We start from the raw sequence: 19535 nt of genomic DNA on the forward strand, positions 1-19535 counted from the left end.
GCAGGGGAAGGGAAGGGAGGGGGGCGCAGAGGGGGGGGGAAGAAAGAGAAGCGGACCACCCGATCGGGGTGCCCCGCTTCTTCACTGTGGAGCTAAGGAGAATTGAACTCCTGACCTCCTGCATGCCATGCAGGCGCTCTACCAACTGAGCTATAGCCCCTTGTTCCGCTTGCCGCTTCGGTTTCCCTTGCCGGTTCCCCTTGGCGACGTCCCAAACATTACACGGTCATGGCCCTGGTCCAAAAATCGGTTTCCGCCGACCACGGGCCATGTCCGATTTGATCCAACTTGTCACGCTCTCGCGAACTGATAGAACCGCTTGAGCGTGCAGTGCTCGTCGAGCAGCCGGCCGTAGATCGGCTCCCCCTCCAGCTCGCGGTACGTCTCGATCGGGTCGCCTTTTATGATCAGCGCCCGCGCGCATTCCTCGCACCAGTACTGGTAGTCGGGGTTGACCGGGTCCATGTCCCGCACAATCGGCGTGCCGTTGTTGCACCAGTCGCACCGGCGCCGGTGTGCACCCATCCGTCAGCGACTCCCTCCCGCGTCGGGCCGTCGTCTCACCCCTCCGGCGGTCCGATTCTGCCATGCCGGTGCGGGCCAGGTCAGCAAACGCAAAGGGTACAAAAACAAGGATCCCGCCCCCTATTGGGGACGGGATCCTGATTGTGGAGCTAAGGAGAATTGAACTCCTGACCTCCTGCATGCCATGCAGGCGCTCTACCAACTGAGCTATAGCCCCGCTCTCCGCCGCGCTCCCCCCGGTCTCCGGTGTTCCGCGCTGCGAACAAGAAGAACTCTAGCCTGTGACCAGCCGGAAAGTGAAATCCGGGTGGCAGCCCCGGCAGGGAGCGGCGGGAAGCCGCTCAGTCGTCGTCGCCGAGCACCGGTTCCGGCAGCGTGCCGGCGTTGTGCTCCATCAGACGCCAGCCGCGCGCGCCCTCGCCGAGGACGGACCAGCAGCAGTTGGAGAGCCCGCCCAGACCCTCCCAGTAGTACGACTCCAGGCCCAGCAGGCGCCCGATCGTCGTACGGATGGTGCCGCCGTGGCTGACCACGACGAGCGTGCCGTTGCGCGGCAGCCGGTCGGCGTGTTCCAGCACCACCGGCGCGGCGCGGTCGGCGACCTCGGTCTCCAGCTCACCGCCGCCACGGCGGACCGGCTCGCCGCGCTTCCACGCCGCGTACTGCTCGCCGTACTTCTCCAGGATCTCGTCGTGCGTTAGGCCCTGCCACTCGCCGGCGTACGTCTCGCGCAGCGCCGGGCTCTGCGCCACGGGCAGGCCCGTGACGGCGGCCAGCTCGGCCGCCGTGGCGGAGGCCCGCCGAAGGTCGGAGGCCACGATGGCGTCCGGCTTGAGAGAGGCGAGCAGCCGCGCGGAGCGGCGCGCCTGCGCCACACCCGTCTCGGTCAGCTCGATGTCCGTGGAGCCCTGGAAGCGCCGCTCGAGGTTCCACGAGGTCTGGCCGTGCCGCCAGAGGACGATCTTCCTACCGGTCCTGCCCGAGATGGTCGCGCTCAGAACAGATCACCGTCCAGCTCCTCGTCCCCGGCCGCCTCGCGCAGCTTGGCGTGCTCCTCGGCCTTGCCGATGGTGAGCTTGGCGTCCTCGGGGAGCTCGATCTCGGGGCAGTCCTTCCACAGGCGCTCCAGCGCGTAGAAGACCCGCTCCTCGCTGTGCTGGACGTGGACGACGATGTCGATGTAGTCGAGCAGGATCCAGCGGGCGTCGCGGTCGCCCTCGCGGCGCACCGGCTTGGCGCCGAGCTCCTTGAGCAGGCGCTCCTCGATCTCGTCGACGATCGACTTGACCTGACGGTCGTTGGGCGCCGAGGCGAGCAGGAAGGCGTCGGTGATCGACAGCACGTCGCTGACGTCGTACGCGATGATGTCGTGCGCGAGCCGGTCGGCCGCGGCCTGGGCAGCGGTGGTGATGAGCTCGATGGAGCGGTCCGTGGCGGTCACTGGCCATGCTTTCGGGTTGGCGGGCAGATCCTTACAAGGGTCTCATGTACCGCCGACACCGCCCGCGCGGAACGTCCCGCGCGGGCGAAGGCACTCCCCGGGACTGGGCCGGAGCCCGGTCAGGACGCCTTGTAGTCCTTGCCGAGGATCACCACGACCTCGGCGTTCACGGCGTTCTCGGCCTTCTTCACGGCCGTCTCGGGCAGCCCCAGCGTCTTGGCGACCTCGATCGCGCGGTCCCGCTGCGCGTCGTCCTGGTAGGTGATCTGCGAGGCGGCCGCCGTCTTGTCGGCCTTGCCGCCGTCCACGAAGGTGTAGCCGCCGTTCATGAGGGCCGCCTTCGCCGCGACCTGCGTCTTGTCGTCGCCGGTGGCGTCCTTGAGTCCGACGCGCGGGGCCGCGCCGGGCTGCGCCTGGGTCACGGAGCCGCCCAGCACCTCCTTGACGACCTTCTTGTTGGCGTCGTCCGTGAGCGTGCCGTCCGCCTTCACGGCGAGGACGTCGGTGCGGTACGCGCCCACCTTGGCGTGCTCGCCGAGCCGGGCCAGCAGGGCTCCGAGGGTCTGCGCGTTCAGGGCGGGATCGAGGATCTGCCCGATGCTCTCGACCGTCACGGCCGCCGCCTTCGGGTCGCTCGGCACCTTGCGCAGGACCGCGTGGAGCACCTTGCCCACGCGCTCCAGCTGCTTGGCCTCCGGTTCTCCCTGGCCGCGGTACGTGGCGTACGCGACGGCCATCGGGCCGCTCAGGCTCTGCTTCTGGCCCTGGGCCACGGCGGGGGCCTTGGCCGCCTCGTCGGCCGGGACCGCGGTGTCGGTGTCGACCTCGATGCCGCCGACCAGCTCGACCAGGTTCTCCAGGAAGGGGGTGTCCAGGCGCCAGGTGCCGCCGATGTGGGTGCCGAGCACGGAGTCGAGGGCCTCGCGGGTGCCGAGGCTGCCCTCCTCCACCGCCTTGCCGAGCGCCGTCGGGGTCCCGTCCTGGTGGGTGACGCCGAGGGAGTTCGGGAGCAGGACGGTGGCGCCCTGCTTGGTGGTGACGTTGTCGACGAGCAGCGCCGAGGAGGTGCCACCCTTCTTGGTGTTGTGCAGGTGGACGACGATCATGTCGCGCTTCTGCGCCCCGGCGTCGGCGGTCCGAGCGGGCTTCTTCTCGCCGGGGCCGTCGAGGAACGGCAGCTTGCCCGCGTACCAGAGGTAGCCGAGGCCGGCGACGACGAACAGGGCGAGGACGACGATCAGGGCGACGACCCGGTTGCGACCGCGGCGGCGGGCCTCCTCGCGCCGTTCGGTCCGGCTCTCGGTGAACTTCAGCCAGTCGATGACGTCCTCGGAGTCCTCGTCCGGCTGGTCGATGAACGCGAACATCTCGGTGCGGTAGTCGCGGCCCGCCTCGGACTCGCCGTCGGGCCGGCGCGGTCCGGGGACCTGGGCGGCCGGTCGCCCTGCGGGGGCCTGGGGCTCGGGGGCGGCCTGCTGCGGGGCCTCCTGCTGCGGGGCGGCCTGCTGCGGGATCCACTGCTGGGTCTGCTGGGTGTCGTACCCGTAGGCGGGCGCCTGCGTGTACTCCTGCTGCCCGTACTCCGGGGCGGCCGGCTGCGGCGGATAGTACTGCTGCGGCTGCTGCTGGCCGTAGCCCTGGTGGTCGTAGCCGTACTGCTGCTGCTCGTACGGCGCCTGCGGGGCGGGCGGAGCGGGCTGCGCGGGCACCTGGCCGTACACCGGCCGCCCGTACGCGTCGTAGCCGATGAGCTGCTGCTCGTGGGCGGCATACGGGTCGTACGGATCCTGTCGGTCGTTCACCGCGGGGCCCCTCTCTCCGGAAGCTCAGGCTCCCCGGTACAGCTCACGCTTGTCGATGTAGCGCACCACGCCGTCCGGCACCAAGTACCAGACAGGATCCCCTGCCGCGACCCGCTCACGGCAGTCCGTGGACGAGATCGCCAGCGCCGGCACCTCGACCAGGGAGACACCGCCCTCGGGCAGCCCGTCGTCGGTGAGTATGTGCCCCGGTCGGGTCACTCCGATGAAGTGGGCGAGGGAGAAGAGCTCTTCGGCGTTTCGCCAGGTCAGGATCTGTGCGAGGGCGTCGGCGCCGGTGATGAAGAAGAGGTCGGCGTCATCGTTCAGCGCCTTCAGGTCCCGCAGGGTGTCGATCGTGTACGTCGGTCCGCCGCGGTCGATGTCGATGCGGCTCACCGAGAACTGGGGGTTCGAGGCCGTGGCGATGACCGTCATGAGGTAGCGGTCCTCGGCGGGCGAGACGGCCCGCTGCGACTTCTGCCACGGCTCGCCGGTCGGCACGAAGACCACCTCGTCGAGGTGGAAAAGGGCGGCCACCTCACTGGCGGCCACCAGGTGTCCGTGGTGGATCGGGTCGAATGTCCCGCCCATCACGCCGAGCCGGCGCTTGACCGGACCGGTAGGCATCTCCTGCTCTCCCATGAGCGCAGAGCCTACTGGCCCGGTGGGCCCGGCGGACCAGGCGGTCTAGCGGTCGCGGTTCAGGCGGGTGGTGATCCAGAGCATCAGCATCAGGATGACGAACGCGCCACCGCCGGTGAGGTACGGGTTGAGGCTGTCGTGTTCGCCGCCGTGCTGCTGGCCGGCCCCCTCCGAGGCGAGGACGATCAGGTTGTGGGCGGTGGAGGAGAGGCTCATCAGGCAGGTACCTATCGAGTCGGGGAGCGGGCGGAGACTTCGCTCACATCGTATGCGGGGGCCTGGGGCACGCTCGCGCCGACTCAGGCGTTGGAGAGGATAGACGCACGGTCAAGCAGGTCGATCCAGGGGAGGGCGCTATGACGGAGACAGGGTTCGAAAAGGCACCGGCGCGGGACCGCAGGAGGTTCCCCGGTATTTCCTCACGGGCGTACGAGCACCCGGCGGACCGCTCCGCGCTGGTGGCGCTGCGCAAGCTGAGCGGCTTCGACACGGTGTTCAAGGCCCTGAGCGGGCTGCTTCCGGAGCGGAGCCTGCGGCTGCTGTTCCTGTCGGACTCGGTGCGGGTGGGCGAGACGCAGTTCCCGCACCTGTACGCCATGCTCCGCGACGCCTGTCACATCCTGGACCTGGAGAAGGTCCCGCAGATGTACGTGCAGCAGGACCCGAAGCCCAACGCCATGTGCATCGGGCTGGACGAGCCGATCATCGTGGTGACCACGAGCCTCGTCGAGCTGCTCGACGAGGAGGAGATGCGGGCGGTGGTGGGCCATGAGGCGGGCCACGCGCTGTCGGGGCACGCCGTGTACCGCACGATCCTGCTGTTCCTGACGAATCTGGCGCTGAAGGTGGCGTGGATCCCGCTGGGTAATGTGGCGATCATGGCGATCGTGACCGCGCTGCGGGAGTGGTTCCGCAAGTCGGAGCTCTCGGCGGACCGGGCCGGGCTGCTGGTGGGGCAGGACGTGCACGCCTCGATGCGCGGCCTGATGAAGATCGCGGGCGGCAACCACCTCCACGAGATGAACGTGGACGCCTTCCTGGCCCAGGCCGAGGAGTACGAGGCGAGCGGTGACCTGCGGGACTCCGTGCTGAAGATCATGAACATGCTGCCCCGGACGCACCCCTTCACCACGGTGCGGGCGGCCGAGCTGAAGAAGTGGTCGGAGAGCCGCGACTTCCAGCGGATCATGGACGGCCACTACCCGAAGCGGGAGGAGGACAAGGACACCTCGGTGACCGACTCCTTCCGGCAGTCCGCCGCGCACTACGCCGACTCGGTGCGCACCAGCAAGGATCCGCTGATGAAGCTGGTGGGCGACATCGCGGGCGGCGCGGGCGATCTGGGCGGCAAGCTCCGCGACAGGTTCACCGGCACCGGGACCACCGGGACCACCGGGACCGGCTCCGGCGGCAAGGGCGGGGCTACGGAGCAGGGCTGAGCTCAGTGGCCTGCGGGGTCGCGGGCGGCGCCAGTACGCCGCACAGCCCGGCCGAGCGCCGCGGCTGGCCGCTGGCGTACGGGTCGCTCGCGGCCGGGCCCACCGTGGTCGGGCCGGCTCCGGCCAGGAGCGGGCGGAAGCCCCCGGCCGGGTCGGCGGAGCAGTCCTGCGGCCCGGCCAGCACATGGGCCGAGGCCAGCTCCAGCCGCCGGGCGGCCAGGTCCTCCCGGTCGAAGCGCAGCCGCAGCTCACGCCGGACGGTGAAGAGCGAGGCCCCGTCGGCCGATGCAGGGGCTCCGGTGGCCGGCCGTACGGCGTAGACGAAGGTGTGGTCGGCGGTCACCTCCAGCACGTCGGGGGCCACTTCCTCGAAGGCGAGGATTCCGCTCACCCGGACCCGGGAGTCGGCCACGACGGCGGTGGCCGGGTCGAAGCGGACCAGCCAGCCGGTGGCCGCGTGCCGGCCGTCGCCGGCGGGCGAGGTCATGCTGCGGTCGAACTGCGCCAGCTGGTCCGGGTCGAGCAGGACGCGCACCGGCCGGGATGCGGCTCCGGCCAGGATGTCGGGGTCCAGCGAGGACTGCACCAGGTAGTCCTTGGCGATGGACAGCGCGGTGACGACCTGGACGTCGGTGAAGTGGTGCGTGCGGCGCACGGCGGGCATGGTGATCCCGGCCGCCCCGACCCGGTAGTCGGCGGCGGGGCTGTTCGCGTACAGGTCGACGGGTCGCCCGCCGGGCACGGCGGCGGTCGGCGCGAGCGGGACGACGGTGCTGCTGAGTGTCTGGGCGGGGCCGCCGGGCGGGGGGACGTAGGGATTGCGCAGCCCCATGTAGACGGAGGCGGCGAAGGCCGTGGCGATGAGCAGCACGAGCAGCATGCCCTGCCGGGCGCCCCGGCCGGGGGTACTGGTCCGGGACGCGGGGCCGCCGCCCGACCAGATGGAGCGGCTGCGTACGGCCCGGGCGTGTTCGCCCATGCGTTCCTGCGCGGAGTACTCCTGGAGCCGGGCAGCCCGGACGAAGTCCTCGTCGAACACCACCGATCGGTACTCGTCCGACCGGAACTCGTCATCGCCCCCGCCGATACCGTCGGGGGTGCCGTTGGGTGGATCTCCTGGCACGGCCATCGCTTCTCCCGCTGTCCCCGCTTCAGAGAAGCCCCCAGCTCCAGTGTGTGCGAATGGGGTCGTACCTTCAGGGTTGGCGGACGGAGGGGTACGTAAACGCGCCGACGCCGGTGACTTCGCGCCGGGGGGTGCTGGTGGGCGCCGGGGCGGGGTCCGCTCCGCCCGCGGCGGAGCGGTAGACGGCGCTGAAGGCGAGCGCGACCATGCCGAGGCCCATCACGAAGGCGAGCACCCAGGCGACTGGGCGCAGCCACGGTGAGCGGCCGCGGTAGGGGCGCAGGCTGCCGCCGTAGGCCCCGTACGGACCGTCGGGGTGGCCGTGGCCCCGGTCGTGGTCCCAGCCGTGGTCGTCGCCGTCGTACCCGTCGGAGCGGCCGTACCCGTAGCCGTCGTAGTCGTCGTCGCCCGTCCAGCCGCCGGCTACGGCGCGAGCGGCTTCCGCTTCCGCGCGCGCTCGGTCGGCCGCCCGCTGGCGCTCTGCGGCGCTCGGTTCATGGATCTCGGCGTTCCGGACGAAGGCCTCGTCGAACACCACGGAGGCGAAGTCCTGATCCGCGCCTCCGCGGTCGTCGTCGGGCTCCCCGTCGTCCGGGAACGGCTTGCCCCCCACGTCGTCCGGCACGGGACCAGCCTAGACCTGGGGGGCGTCTTTGGGCAGGGTGTGCGCCGAATTCCGGCCACACGGTGTTCAGGCGGCGACTACCGAACGTGACCGTCGCCGGTGACGATGTACTTGGTGGAGGTGAGCTCGGGAAGGCCCATGGGGCCCCGGGCGTGCAGCTTCTGGGTGGAGATGCCGATCTCGGCGCCGAAGCCGAACTGCCCACCGTCGGTGAACCGAGTGGATGCATTCACGGCCACCGTGGTCGAGTCGACCAGCTGGGTGAACCGGCGCGCGGCGGCCTGCGAGGTGGTCACGATCGCCTCGGTGTGGCCGGAGGTCCAGCGGCGGATGTGGGTGACGGCGTCGTCGAGGGAGTCCACGACGCCGGCGGCGATGTCGTAGGAGAGGTACTCGGCGGCCCAGTCCTCGTCGGTGGCGGGCAGGGCGGTGACCTTGGTGCCTTCGGCGGCGGCGAGGACACGGGCGTCGCCGTGCACGGTGACGCCGGCGTCGGCGAGCGCGTCGAGGGCACGCGGCAGGAAGGCGTCGGCGACGTCGCGGTGGACGAGGAGGGTCTCGGCGGCGTTGCAGACGGAGGGCCGCTGGGCCTTGGAGTTGATGAGGATGTCCACGGCCATGTCCAGGTCGGCCTGGGCGTCGACGTAGACGTGGCAGTTGCCGGTACCGGTCTCGATGACCGGGACGATGGACTCCTCGACCACGGTCTTGATGAGGGAGGCCCCGCCGCGCGGGATGAGCACGTCGACGAGGCCGCGGGCGCGCATCAGCTCGCGGACGGACTCGCGGGACTCGCCGGGGACGAGCTGGATCGCGTCGGCGGGCAGGCCGGCGCTCTCGACGGCGTCGCGGAGGATCGCGACGAGCGCGGTGTTGGAGGAGTAGGCGGAGGAGCTGCCGCGCAGGAGGACCGCGTTGCCGGACTTGAGGCAGAGGGCGGCGGCGTCGACGGTGACGTTGGGGCGGGCCTCGTAGATGATGCCGACGACGCCGAGCGGGACGCGGATCTGCCGGAGGTCGATGCCGTTGGGGAGGGTGCTGCCGCGGACGACCTCGCCGACGGGGTCGGGGAGGGCGGCGACGTCGCGTACGTCGGAGGCGATGGCGGCGACGCGCTCGGGGGTCAGGGTGAGGCGGTCGATGACGGTCTCGCTGGTGCCGGCGGCGCGGGCCTTGTCCGTGTCCACGGCGTTGGCCGCGATGATCTCGGCCGTACGGGCCTCCAGCGCGTCCGCGATCGCCAGCAGGGCGGTGTCCTTGGCGGACCGCGGGAGGGGGGCGAGGGTGGCGGCGGCCGTGCGGGACCGCTGCGCGGTGGCGAGGACGGGCGAGGTGGCGGCATCGAGCGAGGTCATGCCGCCCAGGGTAGTACCCGGGCGGGTGCCCGCCGATGGGGTTTCACCCCGCGAGACGGTGACCACCGGTGCGCTGCGGCTCCCCGCCGTCCGGCCCGGACCCGGTCCTCAAACGCCGGACGGGCTGGAGGACCTGGGGCTCCGCCCCGGACCCCGCGCCTCAAACGCCGGCGGGGCTGGATCAGCGCCGGCGGGGCTGGATCAGCGCCGGCGGGGCTGGATCAGCGCCGGGCGGGGCTGGATCAGCCCGACGGCCCGAAGGGGCCTGGGGCTTCGCCGTCGACGGACGGAGTCCGGCGCAGCGGGCCGAAGCCCGGGAGGCCCGCCAGGGCCGAGCGGTGCGAGGGCTGCGTTCAAGAGGGCTGCGTTCAATAGGGGTGCACGCCTACCGGGTGGGCGGGAGGGGGGCCGTAGCCTTCCGCCACGCGGAGGTGGTAGGTGGCGCGGTCGATGACCTCCAGGCCGACGATCTCCCAGGGCGGGAGCTGCGCCGAGGAGCGGTGTTCGCCCCACAGGCGCAGGGCGACGGCCGCCGCGTCGTGGAGGTCGCGGGCCTCCTCCCAGTAGCGGATCTCCGCGTGGTCGTCGGCGTACCGGCTGGTGAGCAGGAAGGGGTGGTCGTGGGCCAGTTGCTCCAGTGCGCGCCGGACCTCCGACAACGGGGCCGGCTTGCCGGAGACGCTCAGGGTCACGTGCCACAGGCGCGAGGCGTGATCCTGCCCGTCCCCGCCACCGCTGCCGTCCCCCGTACCGACGCTGGTCAGCGCTCGTCTCACCAGCCGCCTCCTGTCTCCGCTACGCGTGTGCGCCCGCCCCTCACAGTTGACCAGTCCCCGGGCCCGCGCGCTGCGGTTTTACCGAACCTCAGCCCTGCAGCAGGACCAGATCGTCACGGTGGACGACCTCCCGCTCGTACGCGGGTCCGAGTTCCCGCGCGAGCTCGCGCGTGGAGCGGCCGAGGAGCTGCGGGAGCTCCTTGGCGTCGAAGTTGACCAGGCCCCTGGCCACGGCGCGGCCGTCCGCGGAGCGCAGCTCCACCGGGTCCCCCGCGACGAAGTCGCCCTCGACCGCCGCGATGCCGGCGGGCAGCAGCGAGCTGCCTCGCTGGGTGACCGCTCGGACGGCGCCGTCGTCCAGGACCAGGTGGCCCTGCGGGGTCGACGCGTGCTGGAGCCAGAGCAGCCGGTCCGCCGAGCGGCGCCCCGTGGCGTGGAAGTGCGTACCGGTCCCCCGTCCGGCCAGGGCGTCCGCGGCCTGGCTCGCGGAGGTCAGGACCACCGGGATGCCGGCGGCGGCCGCGATCCGCGCCGCCTCGACCTTGGTGACCATGCCGCCGGTGCCCACGCCCGCCTTGCCGGCGCTGCCGATGGAGACGTGCGCGATGTCCTCGGGCCCGCGGACCTCGTCGATGCGGGTGGTGCCGGGAAGGGACGGGTCGCCGTCGTAGAGGCCGTCCACGTCCGAGAGGAGGACGAGGAGGTCCGCGCGGACGAGGTGGGCGACGAGGGCCGCCAGCCGGTCGTTGTCACCGAAGCGGATCTCGTCCGTGGCGACGGTGTCGTTCTCGTTGACGACCGGGAGGGCGCCCATGGCGAGGAGCTGGTCGAGGGTGCGGTACGCGTTGCGGTAGTGGGCGCGGCGGCTGGTGTCGTCGGTGGTGAGCAGCACCTGGCCGACGCGGATCCCGTACCGGGCGAAGGAGGCGGTGTACCGGGCGACGAGCAGCCCCTGCCCGACGCTGGCGGCGGCCTGCTGGCGGGCCAGGTCCTTGGGACGCCGGCGCAGGCCGAGCGGGGAGAGTCCGGCGGCGATCGCCCCGCTGGAGACGAGGACGATCTCCTTCTCGCCGCCGCTGCGGGCCTTGGCCAGCACGTCGACCAGCGCGTCGACCCGGTCGGCGTCGAGTCCGCCGGCCGCGGTGGTCAGGGAGGAGGAGCCGACCTTGACCACGATCCTGCGGGCGTCCACGACACCTTGCCTAGCCGCTGACACGTCTTTCCCCTTGCCCCTTGCCGAAATGCCTGCCACCTCAATCTACGGGGTGGGCAGCTGCGGCCGCCCGGGGGTTTCAGACCCTGGACGGCCCGTCCCGCGCGGGCTCCGGCTCCGCGGCCCGGGCGGCGCCCGGGACGAGGATCTTGCGGGATAGCAGGAAGGTGAACGGGATGGCGGCGATCGCCGCGACCAGGGGGGCGATGCGGGTGTCCATCCCGGCCCAGGCCACCAGGGCGTAGAGGCCGGCGGACTGGATGAGGTAGTTCGTGACGTTCGTCAGCGGGAAGAGGAAGAACTTCTTCCAGGTCGGCCGGGTCCGGTAGGTGAAGTAGGTGTTCATGAAGAACGAGCCGACCATCGCCAGGACGAAGGCGAGGGAGTAGGCGGCGAAGTACGGCATCCACGGGTGCAGGAGGAGGTAGATGCCGAAGAAGGTGCCGGTGTTGACGCCGCCCACGAGGGCGAAGCGGAAGACCTGGCCGAGCTGGTCCTTGCGGGTCATCGGGTGCTGCGCTCCGCGATCGTCGGCTCGGTCACCGGCGTGGTCCGGCCGGTCCCCGGGAGCGGCCGCGTGGCGTGCGATTCCTTCACCAGGAAGTGCGGCCGGCGCTTGGTCTCGTAGTAGATGCGGCCGATGTACTCGCCGATGAGGCCCATCATGATCAGCTGCACGCCGCCGAGGCCGGTGATGATCGCCACGAGGGTGACGTATCCCGGGGACTCGACGCCGTTGGTGATCGCCGTGATCGTGATCCACAGCGCGTACAGGCCGGTCAGGGCGACCAGCGACACGCCGAACCAGATCCCGGTCCGCAGCGGCCGGTTGTTGAAGGAGATCAGGCCGTCCATGCCGTAGTTCAGCAGGGAGCCGAACTTCCACTTCGTCTCGCCGGCCTCGCGCCGCGCGTTGCGGTAGTCGAAGTGGACGGTGTCGAAGCCGATCCAGGAGAACAGGCCCTTGGAGAAGCGGTTGTACTCGGGCAGCGACAGCAGGGCGTCCACGGCCGGACGCGACAGCATGCGGAAGTCGCCTACGCCGTCGGCGAGTTCCACGTCGACCCAGCGGTTGACGCCCCGGTAGTAGAGGCGGCTGAGCGCGGAGCGGAGCTTCTTGTCGCCTTCGCGCGTACGCCGGGCGATGATCTGGTCGTGGCCCTGCCGGTAGTGCTCCAGCATGGTCGCGATGAGCTCCGGCGGGTGCTGGAGGTCGGCGTCCATGATCACTACGGCGTCGCCCGTGGTCTCGCGCAGGCCGGCGAGCATGCCGGCCTCCTTGCCGAAGTTGCGGCTGAAGGACACGTAGCGGGTCCGCTCGCCGTGCTCCACGGCGATCTTCCTGAGCTTTTCGAGGGTGCCGTCGCGACTTCCGTCGTCGACGTAGCAGACCTCGTACTCGACGGGGAGGGTGTCCAGCACCCTGCGGATCTCCCCGTCGAAACGGTCGATGACGGCTTCTTCGTTGTAGCAAGGAACAACTACGGACAGCTTCGTCATGAACACTTCCTGCTGGGTCCGAACGGGTGATTGTCACCGACCGCACCCGCCTCACACCTCTTCCTTAGAAGTATGCACGGCGAGGGTGGGGCCGTAGTCGGGCTGCCGGAGCCGAGGGCGGCACACGGTAGCTTTGACGAGATAAGCGGAATGAGCTGAACGAAACGCAACGAAACGAAGGGATCGAGGTGCACGTGCCCGACGTCTCCGTGGTCGTCATCGTCTACAACGACGCAGAGCGTCTGTCGACAGCAGTCCAATCGGTGCTGGACCAGACACTGCACGGTGTCGAAGTCGTGATCGTCGACGACTGCAGCAAGGACCGCTCCTACGCGGTCGCCCAGGAACTGGAAGCCGCGCATCCAGGGAGAGTGCGCGCCTTCCAGCTGCCGCAGAACAGCGGCGGCTGCGGCGCGCCGCGCAACCACGGCATCCAGCAGGCCACCGGCAAGTACGTCATGTTCCTCGACAGTGACGACGTGCTGGAGCGCAACGCCTGCCGGAACATGCTGGACGCCGCCGAGCGGACCGGCTCCGACCTGGTCTCGGGCATGTGCGTACGCGTGCACCTCGACAACCGGTGGGGGAAGACCACCGAGTGGTACCCCTGGATCTACTCGCGCACGCGCACGCTGGAGTCGATCACCGAGTTCCCCGACCTGCTGGTCTACGACACCCTCTCCACGAACAAGTGCTACCGGCGCGAGTTCCTGCTGGAGCAGGGCCTGGAGTTCCCGGTCGGCATCCACTACGAGGACCTGCTGTTCTCCGCGCAGGCGTACGTGGCCGCCCGCCGCATCACGCTGATCCCCAACCACGTCTACTTCTGGAACGTGGTCGAGAAGGCGGCGGCCAAGTCGATCAGCAACCGGCGCCACGAGATCGCGAACTTCGTCCACCGGATGGAGATCCACCGCCGCGTCGACCAGCTGCTGGCAGCCAAGGGCCACACGGACATCAAGTCCGCGAAGGACGCCAAGTTCCTCAAGCACGACCTGGTGCTGCACCTGCGCGACCTGCCGCTGCTGAGCGACGAGTACCGCCAGGAATTCGCCCGCCTCGCCAACGGCTACCTCGCGGGGATCGACCCGGCCGCGTACGAGAACGTCACCTACCTCCAGGCGATCTGCGCGTACCTGCTGGGCAAGGAGGACTGGGAGAACCTGCTCCCCGCCGCCGACGCCATGACCAACAAGGGCCGGCTCTCCTCCCCCCTCGCCGAGCGCGACGGCCGCGTCTACTGGTGCGCGAGGCACATCGACGACGCCGACGCCGAGGACGCCGCCGAGGCCCGCCGGATACTGGATGTCACCGAGCAGGGCTTCCACACCACCCCGCTCGCCTCCCTCCAGCTGGGCAACCGCCTCACCTCCTACGAGGACGACGGGCGCGGCACCGTCACGCTCTCCGGCGCCGTCGTGAACCCGCTGGGCCGGATCGAGCCCGACGCGGAGCTGAAGGCCTCGCTCGAATTCCGGGCCCGCCGGCAGATCGGCGTGCGTTCCTTCAGCTTCCCGGTGGCAACCGTGCGCCACGCCGGTGACACGATCGAGTGGACCGGCACCGCCGACATCGGCAGCACCGTCCGTCCCCTCGGCATCATCGACGCCGTCTGGGACGTCCGCCTCAAGCTGACCGCCGGAAGCGAGCGAGTCACCACCCGCGTCTCGGTCGGCGGGGTCGACCTGGAGCCTGCGGCCCGGCTGCGCGTGCGGCCGCGGCTGACCCGGCTGGTCTCCGACCGCTTCGCGCCGCAGATGACCAAGAAGGGCAACCTCTCCTACGTCCTGACCGCCGAGGGCGCCGCCGCCGTCCGCACCCAGTCGCTGATCAACAACGCCATACAGGGCAAGGCGGCCAACGTGGTCAAGCGGGGCCTGCGCAAGGCGCTGCGGGTCCGCCGGAACATCGGCTCCGGCGAGCAGAAGGTGAAGCTCTACCACGAGGTCTTCTCGAAGCTGCCGATCAAGAAGGGCACGGTCGTCTTCGAGAGCCACATGGGCAAGCAGTACAGCGACAGCCCGAAGGCGATCTACGAGGAGATGGTGCGCCAGGGCGTGCCGTTCGAGGCGATCTGGTCGTACGCGGGCGCCAGGCCCACCGGCTTCCCCAAGGAGGCCACCCTGGTGCGGCGCTGGAGCTGGCCCTACCTGCGGGCGCTGGCCCAGGCGGAGTTCTGGGTCGACAACCAGGGCTTCCCGCTGGCCCTGGCCAAGCGTCCGGGAACCACGTACATCCAGACCTGGCACGGCTCCGCGCTCAAGCGGATGGGCTTCCACGAGCCCCGCACCAAGGCGCAGGGCCGGGCCGCCCAGCAGCGCTTCCAGGCGGCCGTCGACCGCTTCGACCACTTCCTGATCCGCTCGGAGCACGACACCCGCACCCTCGCCAAGGCCTTCCGGCTGCGTGACGAGGTGCTGCTGCGCACGGGCTACCCGCGCAACGACGCCCTCCTCGAGGCGTACCGGAGCGAGGCGGACAGCGGTGAGCGGGTGCGCGGACCCCTCGCGGCCGAGCTCGGCATCGACCCGGACAAGACGGTGCTGCTGTACGCGCCGACCTTCCGGGCGGGCGCGGACGGCGCGGTGGAGGGCTTCACCTTCCCCTTCGACGTGGAGGAGTTCGCGGACCGGCTCGGCGACCGCTTCACGCTGCTGGTGCGGACCCACTACCTCAACAGCGTCTCGCTGCCGCCGTCGGTCGAGGGCCGGGTCATCGACGTGTCCCGGCACCACGACATCACCCCGCTGCTGGCCCTCGCCGACGGGCTGATCACCGACTACTCCTCCGTGATGTTCGACTACGCGGTCCTGGACCGGCCGATGCTGTTCTTCGCGTACGACTACGAGAAGTACGCCACCGACATCCGCGGCACGTACTTCGACCTGAAGGAGAAGGCCCCGGGCCCGGTGGTGGCCACGGCGGACGAACTCCTGCAGGCGCTGGCCGCCTTCGAGGAGGCGGACGCCAAGTACGCCCAGGCGCGCCAGCGTTTCCTCACCGAGTTCGGCGAGTACGACCGCGGGGACGCGGCCCGTCAGATCGTCGAGAAGTTCTTCACCAGGAGCGGCAAGTGAGCCAGCAGACCGCCACCCCGGGCGGCCGTGACATCTTCTTCGTCTCCAACAACGTCGACGAGATCGGCGGCGTGACCACCTGGTCGCACCAGATGGCCCGGCAGTTCACCGACCGCGGCCACAGGGTGCACATCGTCGGCATCGCCCCGGTCGCCGAGGAGATCCGGCAGAAGCTGCCGCAGGACCTGCCGTACGAGATGACCACGCTGTACGACGCGCACCCGCCGTCGGCGCGCCGGCTGCGCGGGATCAAGGGCCGGCTGAACGCACCCGAGCGGCGCCGCCAGGCGGCCCGGCGGGCGAAGATGCGGGTCAAGGCGGAACAGCTGAGCGAGCTGCTGCGCGCGGCCCGGCCCGGCGGTGTGGTCATCGTCACCCAGGTCTGGGCCATGGAGTGGGTGGCGCTCGCCGACACCAAGGGGTTCACCGTCATCGGGATGAGCCACGAGTCGTTCGAGGCCAGCCGGAAGTCGACCCGGGGCGAGCGGGTCCGCCGGTTCTACCCGGAGGTCGACCGGCTGCTGGTGCTGACCGCCGAGGACGCGGACCTGTGGATCCGGGCCGGCATGGAGAACGTGGGCAGCATGCCGAACCCGCTGCCCTTCATGCCGGACTCCCCCGCTCCGCGTACGGAGAAGGTCGTGGCGAGCGTCGGCCGCCTCGCCTTCGAGAAGGGCGTCGACCTGCTGCTCGACGCGTGGGCGGATGCCGCGCCGCGCCACCCCGACTGGACCTTGCGGATCTACGGGGCGGGCGTGGAGGAGCCGGCGCTGCGGGCGCACTGCACCTCGCTGGGCCTGGACGACTCCGTGGAGTGGATGGGCAGCACCGACGACGTGCTGGGAGCGCTGCGCGGGGCCTCGGTCTTCGCACAGGCCTCGCGCGCCGAGGGATTCCCGATCACCCTGCTGGAGGCGATGGCGGCGGGCGTGCCGGTGGCCGCCTTCGACTGCGCGCCGGGCGTACGGGAGATCGTCGAGCACGGCGAGGACGGTCTGCTGGCCCGGCTGGGCAACACGATGGAGCTGGCCGGGCACATGGACGCGCTGATGAGCGACCGGGAGCTGCGCGACCGGCTCGGGGACGCCGCCTTCCGTTCGGTGAAGCGTTACTCCAGCAGCGAGATCACCGACCGGTGGGAAGAGCTGTTCTCCTTCCTGGAGCGCTGACCTCTCCCGCCGCGGGACATACGAAGCCGCCCGCCCCGGACGTGTCCGGGGCGGGCGGCTTCGTGTCCGGCCTCGGTCGGTCCGGCCTCGGTCGGTCCGGCCTCCGTCGGTCCGGCCTCGGTCGGCGGGTCAGGGCTGGTGGACGTCCTTGTGCGCGTCCCTGCGGGCCACCTTGTTGAACTCCCAGCCCGCCCAGGCGGAGGTGATCATCTCGGGGACGTCGTGCCGGGCCGTCCAGCCCAGCTCGCGGGCGATCTTGTCGGCCGAGGCCACGACCTTCGCCGGGTCGCCGGGACGGCGCGGGCTGATCACCGGGGCGTAGTCGTGCCCGGTGTTCTTGTTCAGGAGTTCGACCATCTCGGCGACCGAGACGCCCTCGCCGCGCCCGATGTTGACGGTGAGGTCCTTGTAGTCCCCGGCCGCGGCCCACTCGGCGAGCTTGCGGGCCGCCACCACGTGGGCCTCCGCGAGGTCCTCGACGTGGATGTAGTCGCGGATGCAGGTGCCGTCCGGAGTCGGGTAGTCGTCACCGAAGATCTTGGCGCCCTGGCCGGCGTCGTAGCGCTCGAAGACCATCGGGACCAGGTTGAAGACGCCGGTGTCGGCGAGCTCGGGGGTCGCGGCGCCCGCCACGTTGAAGTAGCGCAGGCAGGCGGTGGAGATGCCGTGCGCCTTGCCGGCCGCGCGGACCAGCCACTCGCCGGCCAGCTTGGTCTCTCCGTAGGGGCTCAGCGGCGCGCACGGGGTGTCCTCGGTGACCAGGTCCACGTCCGGCATGCCGTAGACGGAGGCGGAGGAGGAGAAGAGGACGTTGCGGATGCCCGCGGCCGCCACGGCCTGGAGCAGGACCGTGAGGCCCTGCACGTTCTCGTGGTAGTAGTACAGCGGCTTCTCGACGGACTCGCCGACCTGCTTCTTGCCCGCGAGGTGCACCACGCCGGTGATCTTGTGCTCGGCGATGGTCTCGTCCAGGATCAGCCGGTCCAGAACCGAGCCGACCACCAGCGGGACGCCTTCCGGGACGCGGACCTCGTCGCCCGTGGAGAGGTCGTCGAGGACGACGACCTTCTCCCCCGCGAGGAGCATCGCGCGGACGACGTGCGCGCCGATGTATCCGGCGCCACCGGTGATCAGAAACGTCATGTGTGTCTCCTTGGTCCTGTCCGACTTCGGGATGGCGGGCACGGCGGTACGAGGTCCTCAGCCGGCCCCGTGGCCCGCCCGGGCCCGGTGGAGGCGGTTGCGTACGAGGTACAGGGCGCCCTCGGCGCCCGGCGCGAGGCGCAGCGCGAGGGCTCCGGCCCCCGTCCGGTAGGGCTGCGCCAGCAGAACACCGTACCGGCTGCTCGGCAGGGCCCGGCGGCGGAGCAGGGGGCCCCGGGGGCGCAGGGAGGTGAAGACGGAGCTCCCGTCGGCGCACTGGACGTCCACCGCGACGTTCCAGGTCTGCATCCTGCGCTGGCCCCGGCGGCGGCCCGTGACGGCCAGAGCGGCGAGATGGAAAGGCAGCACGGCCGTCCAGCCGCCGCTCGGGTCGGGGCGCAGCTCCACCGGCCGGGCGAGCACCGGATCGCCTCCCGCGCGGGGCATGAAGCTCAGCCGCACGGTCCGGGGACGGGCCTCGGCGAGGCGCCCGTAGAGGTCGTGCAGGTGGATCCGGACGGCGCCGCGGCCGGCCGGTCCGGCGTCGACGGTGACGGGCAGCTCGGCGATCGGCAGCCCGGGCAGGCCGTCGAGCTCGACGGGGAGCTCCTCGCTCCACACCGGCGTCCCGTCGGCGGCGGCCGCGTACGGGGGCAGCAGCCGCGGCGGTTCGGCGGCCAGCCGGGTGAGCCGCTCGACGTCGGCGGGCGGGGTCGCGGTGGCGCGCAGCACCCGTACGATCCAGCGGGCGTGGGGCGCGGCGGCCTCGATGTCGGCCTCGGCGAAGGTGTCGAGGTACTCGCGGGTGAGGGTCCACCAGGCGGCCTGGTACTCGGGGTCCTTGCCAAGCTCGCGCAGGTACATGGGCAGGTCGTACTCCAGGAACTTCACCTGGCAGGCGCTGCCCAGCTCCGGGGAGGCGGCGGCGAGGGTCCGGGCGGCCGTGCGGTGGGCCTCGATGCGGGCGCGCCAGTTCCCGACGTCCTTGCGGTCCAGGGAGATCGACACCTGGACGGCGCCGCGGCGCACGTGCCAGACGTAGACGAGGTCGCCGGTGACGGCGATGCGGGGGGCCGCGGCCAGTACGCGGGCGGTGAAGACGAAGTCCTCGTAGACGAACCGGCCGTCGGGGAAGCGCAGGCCGTGCTTCTCCAGGAAGGCGCGGTCGTAGAGCTTGTTGACGCAGAGCGTGTCGCGGACGAGCTCGGGCCGGTCCGCCGGCCGCTCGATCACATCGCCGGGGGTGTAGAGCCCGGGCATCCACGGCACGTCGTGGTGCTGGGGCAGCTCGCGCCGTACGGCCGCGCCGACGGTGACCGGGGTGCCGTGCTCCTCGGCGGTGCGCACCAGGGCGTCGGCCGCCCCCGGCGGCAGGACGTCGTCGCTGTCGAGGAAGAGCACGTACCGGCCGGAGGCGGCGGCGATCCCGTCGTTGCGCGGGGTGCCGCACCCCCCGCTGTTCTCCGTGCGGTGCACGACCTTGAGGCGGGGGTGGACGGCGGCCAGCTCGTCCAGCACGCGCGCGGTGCCGTCGGACGAAGCGTCGTTCACCGCGATGACCTCGGCGACCACCGGGCCCTGGGCGAGAGCCGAGGAGACGGCCTCGCCCACGAGCCCGGCGTCGTTGTACGCGATGACCACGACGGAGACCGTGGGGAGGTTGCTGCTGTTCACCCGAAGGATCCTAGGCGACCGACATAAG

Annotated in this window: 18 protein-coding genes and 2 tRNA genes; 3 read left to right on the forward strand and 17 right to left on the reverse strand. The window is 71.1% G+C overall.

Annotated features, from left to right (window positions below; genetic code table 11):
• Positions 1 to 87 precede the first annotated feature (87 nt).
• The 8 genes from ACZ4TV_RS29980 to ACZ4TV_RS30015 form a co-directional block, all read right to left on the reverse strand.
• Positions 88 to 160, reverse strand: a tRNA-Ala gene (locus ACZ4TV_RS29980).
• A 131-nt stretch (positions 161 to 291) separates the two neighbouring features.
• Positions 292 to 525: a hypothetical protein gene (locus tag ACZ4TV_RS29985; RefSeq protein ID WP_008738908.1), complete on the reverse strand. Its 234-nt coding sequence runs from the start codon at positions 523 to 525 to the stop codon at positions 292 to 294.
• Positions 526 to 669: 144 nt separating this feature from the next.
• Positions 670 to 742, reverse strand: a tRNA-Ala gene (locus tag ACZ4TV_RS29990).
• Positions 743 to 866: 124 nt separating this feature from the next.
• Positions 867 to 1523 (reverse strand): histidine phosphatase family protein, encoded by a 657-nt coding sequence (locus ACZ4TV_RS29995; RefSeq protein ID WP_468138306.1) that lies wholly within the window; start codon positions 1521 to 1523, stop codon positions 867 to 869.
• Positions 1520 to 1966, reverse strand: coding sequence for a ribosome silencing factor (gene rsfS / locus ACZ4TV_RS30000; protein ID WP_468138253.1), 447 nt, complete (start codon positions 1964 to 1966; stop codon positions 1520 to 1522). Before rsfS ends, ACZ4TV_RS29995 begins: the two co-directional genes overlap by 4 nt.
• 119 nt (positions 1967 to 2085) lie before the next feature.
• Positions 2086 to 3768: an LCP family protein gene (locus tag ACZ4TV_RS30005; RefSeq protein ID WP_468138254.1), complete on the reverse strand. Its 1683-nt coding sequence runs from the start codon at positions 3766 to 3768 to the stop codon at positions 2086 to 2088.
• A 24-nt stretch (positions 3769 to 3792) separates the two neighbouring features.
• Positions 3793 to 4410 (reverse strand): nicotinate-nucleotide adenylyltransferase, encoded by a 618-nt coding sequence (gene nadD, locus ACZ4TV_RS30010; RefSeq protein ID WP_468138255.1) that lies wholly within the window; start codon positions 4408 to 4410, stop codon positions 3793 to 3795.
• Positions 4411 to 4455: 45 nt separating this feature from the next.
• Entirely contained in the window at positions 4456 to 4626 is a 171-nt protein-coding gene (locus ACZ4TV_RS30015; protein ID WP_468138256.1) for a hypothetical protein, read from the reverse strand.
• Between the two features lie 140 nt (positions 4627 to 4766).
• Here ACZ4TV_RS30015 and ACZ4TV_RS30020 point away from each other — a divergent pair, with 140 nt between their 5' ends.
• Positions 4767 to 5849 (forward strand): M48 family metallopeptidase, encoded by a 1083-nt coding sequence (locus tag ACZ4TV_RS30020; protein WP_468138257.1) that lies wholly within the window; start codon positions 4767 to 4769, stop codon positions 5847 to 5849.
• On the opposite strand, the gene ACZ4TV_RS30025 is transcribed toward ACZ4TV_RS30020, so the two are convergent.
• The 7 genes from ACZ4TV_RS30025 to ACZ4TV_RS30055 form a co-directional block, all read right to left on the reverse strand.
• On the reverse strand, positions 5833 to 6978 hold the full coding sequence (locus tag ACZ4TV_RS30025; RefSeq protein WP_468138258.1) for an SCO2583 family membrane protein: 1146 nt from the start codon (positions 6976 to 6978) through the stop codon (positions 5833 to 5835). The genes ACZ4TV_RS30020 and ACZ4TV_RS30025 overlap by 17 nt on opposite strands.
• Before the next feature lie 67 nt (positions 6979 to 7045).
• On the reverse strand, positions 7046 to 7600 hold the full coding sequence (locus ACZ4TV_RS30030; RefSeq protein ID WP_468138260.1) for an SCO2584 family spore wall biosynthesis protein: 555 nt from the start codon (positions 7598 to 7600) through the stop codon (positions 7046 to 7048).
• Positions 7601 to 7677: 77 nt separating this feature from the next.
• Positions 7678 to 8955, reverse strand: coding sequence for a glutamate-5-semialdehyde dehydrogenase (locus ACZ4TV_RS30035; RefSeq protein WP_468138261.1), 1278 nt, complete (start codon positions 8953 to 8955; stop codon positions 7678 to 7680).
• Between the two features lie 368 nt (positions 8956 to 9323).
• Positions 9324 to 9785 (reverse strand): hypothetical protein, encoded by a 462-nt coding sequence (locus tag ACZ4TV_RS30040; protein ID WP_468138307.1) that lies wholly within the window; start codon positions 9783 to 9785, stop codon positions 9324 to 9326.
• A gap of 34 nt (positions 9786 to 9819) precedes the next feature.
• Positions 9820 to 10947 (reverse strand): glutamate 5-kinase, encoded by a 1128-nt coding sequence (proB, locus tag ACZ4TV_RS30045; protein WP_468138262.1) that lies wholly within the window; start codon positions 10945 to 10947, stop codon positions 9820 to 9822.
• Between the two features lie 76 nt (positions 10948 to 11023).
• Positions 11024 to 11452 (reverse strand): GtrA family protein, encoded by a 429-nt coding sequence (locus ACZ4TV_RS30050; RefSeq protein WP_468138264.1) that lies wholly within the window; start codon positions 11450 to 11452, stop codon positions 11024 to 11026.
• Positions 11449 to 12444, reverse strand: coding sequence for a glycosyltransferase family 2 protein (locus ACZ4TV_RS30055; protein ID WP_468138266.1), 996 nt, complete (start codon positions 12442 to 12444; stop codon positions 11449 to 11451). Before ACZ4TV_RS30055 ends, ACZ4TV_RS30050 begins: the two co-directional genes overlap by 4 nt.
• Before the next feature lie 188 nt (positions 12445 to 12632).
• Here ACZ4TV_RS30055 and ACZ4TV_RS30060 point away from each other — a divergent pair, with 188 nt between their 5' ends.
• Positions 12633 to 15521 carry a bifunctional glycosyltransferase/CDP-glycerol:glycerophosphate glycerophosphotransferase gene (locus tag ACZ4TV_RS30060; RefSeq protein ID WP_468138268.1) on the forward strand — a complete coding sequence of 963 codons (2889 nt, stop codon included), beginning with the start codon at positions 12633 to 12635 and terminating at the stop codon, positions 15519 to 15521.
• Complete coding sequence (locus ACZ4TV_RS30065) at positions 15518 to 16690, forward strand: glycosyltransferase (RefSeq protein WP_468138270.1); 1173 nt, start codon at positions 15518 to 15520, stop codon at positions 16688 to 16690. Before ACZ4TV_RS30060 ends, ACZ4TV_RS30065 begins: the two co-directional genes overlap by 4 nt.
• A gap of 129 nt (positions 16691 to 16819) precedes the next feature.
• Here ACZ4TV_RS30065 and galE read toward each other — a convergent pair whose 3' ends face one another.
• Together galE and ACZ4TV_RS30075 are read right to left on the reverse strand one after the other, a co-directional pair.
• Positions 16820 to 17833, reverse strand: a complete 1014-nt coding sequence (gene galE / locus ACZ4TV_RS30070; RefSeq protein WP_468138272.1) for a UDP-glucose 4-epimerase GalE — start codon at positions 17831 to 17833, stop codon at positions 16820 to 16822.
• Between the two features lie 57 nt (positions 17834 to 17890).
• A complete protein-coding gene (locus ACZ4TV_RS30075) occupies positions 17891 to 19507 on the reverse strand; it encodes a glycosyltransferase family 2 protein (RefSeq protein WP_468138273.1) in 1617 nt (538 codons plus the stop codon).
• Positions 19508 to 19535: the final 28 nt, after the last annotated feature.

Source organism: Streptomyces sp. NPDC028910 (assembly GCF_055564955.1).

Bases quoted from the DNA above. Each gene is read 5' to 3' on its own strand.
- ACZ4TV_RS30025 (WP_468138258.1), bottom strand. From the start codon at position 6,978: ATGGCCGTGCCAGGAGATCCACCCAACGGCACCCCCGACGGTATCGGC.
- galE (WP_468138272.1), bottom strand. From the start codon at position 17,833: ATGACGTTTCTGATCACCGGTGGCGCCGGATACATCGGCGCGCACGTC.
- ACZ4TV_RS30015 (WP_468138256.1), bottom strand. From the start codon at position 4,626: ATGAGCCTCTCCTCCACCGCCCACAACCTGATCGTCCTCGCCTCGGAG.
- ACZ4TV_RS30050 (WP_468138264.1), bottom strand. From the start codon at position 11,452: ATGACCCGCAAGGACCAGCTCGGCCAGGTCTTCCGCTTCGCCCTCGTG.
- nadD (WP_468138255.1), bottom strand. From the start codon at position 4,410: ATGGGAGAGCAGGAGATGCCTACCGGTCCGGTCAAGCGCCGGCTCGGC.
- ACZ4TV_RS30055 (WP_468138266.1), bottom strand. From the start codon at position 12,444: ATGACGAAGCTGTCCGTAGTTGTTCCTTGCTACAACGAAGAAGCCGTC.
- ACZ4TV_RS29985 (WP_008738908.1), bottom strand. From the start codon at position 525: ATGGGTGCACACCGGCGCCGGTGCGACTGGTGCAACAACGGCACGCCG.
- ACZ4TV_RS30020 (WP_468138257.1), top strand. From the start codon at position 4,767: ATGACGGAGACAGGGTTCGAAAAGGCACCGGCGCGGGACCGCAGGAGG.
- ACZ4TV_RS30035 (WP_468138261.1), bottom strand. From the start codon at position 8,955: ATGACCTCGCTCGATGCCGCCACCTCGCCCGTCCTCGCCACCGCGCAG.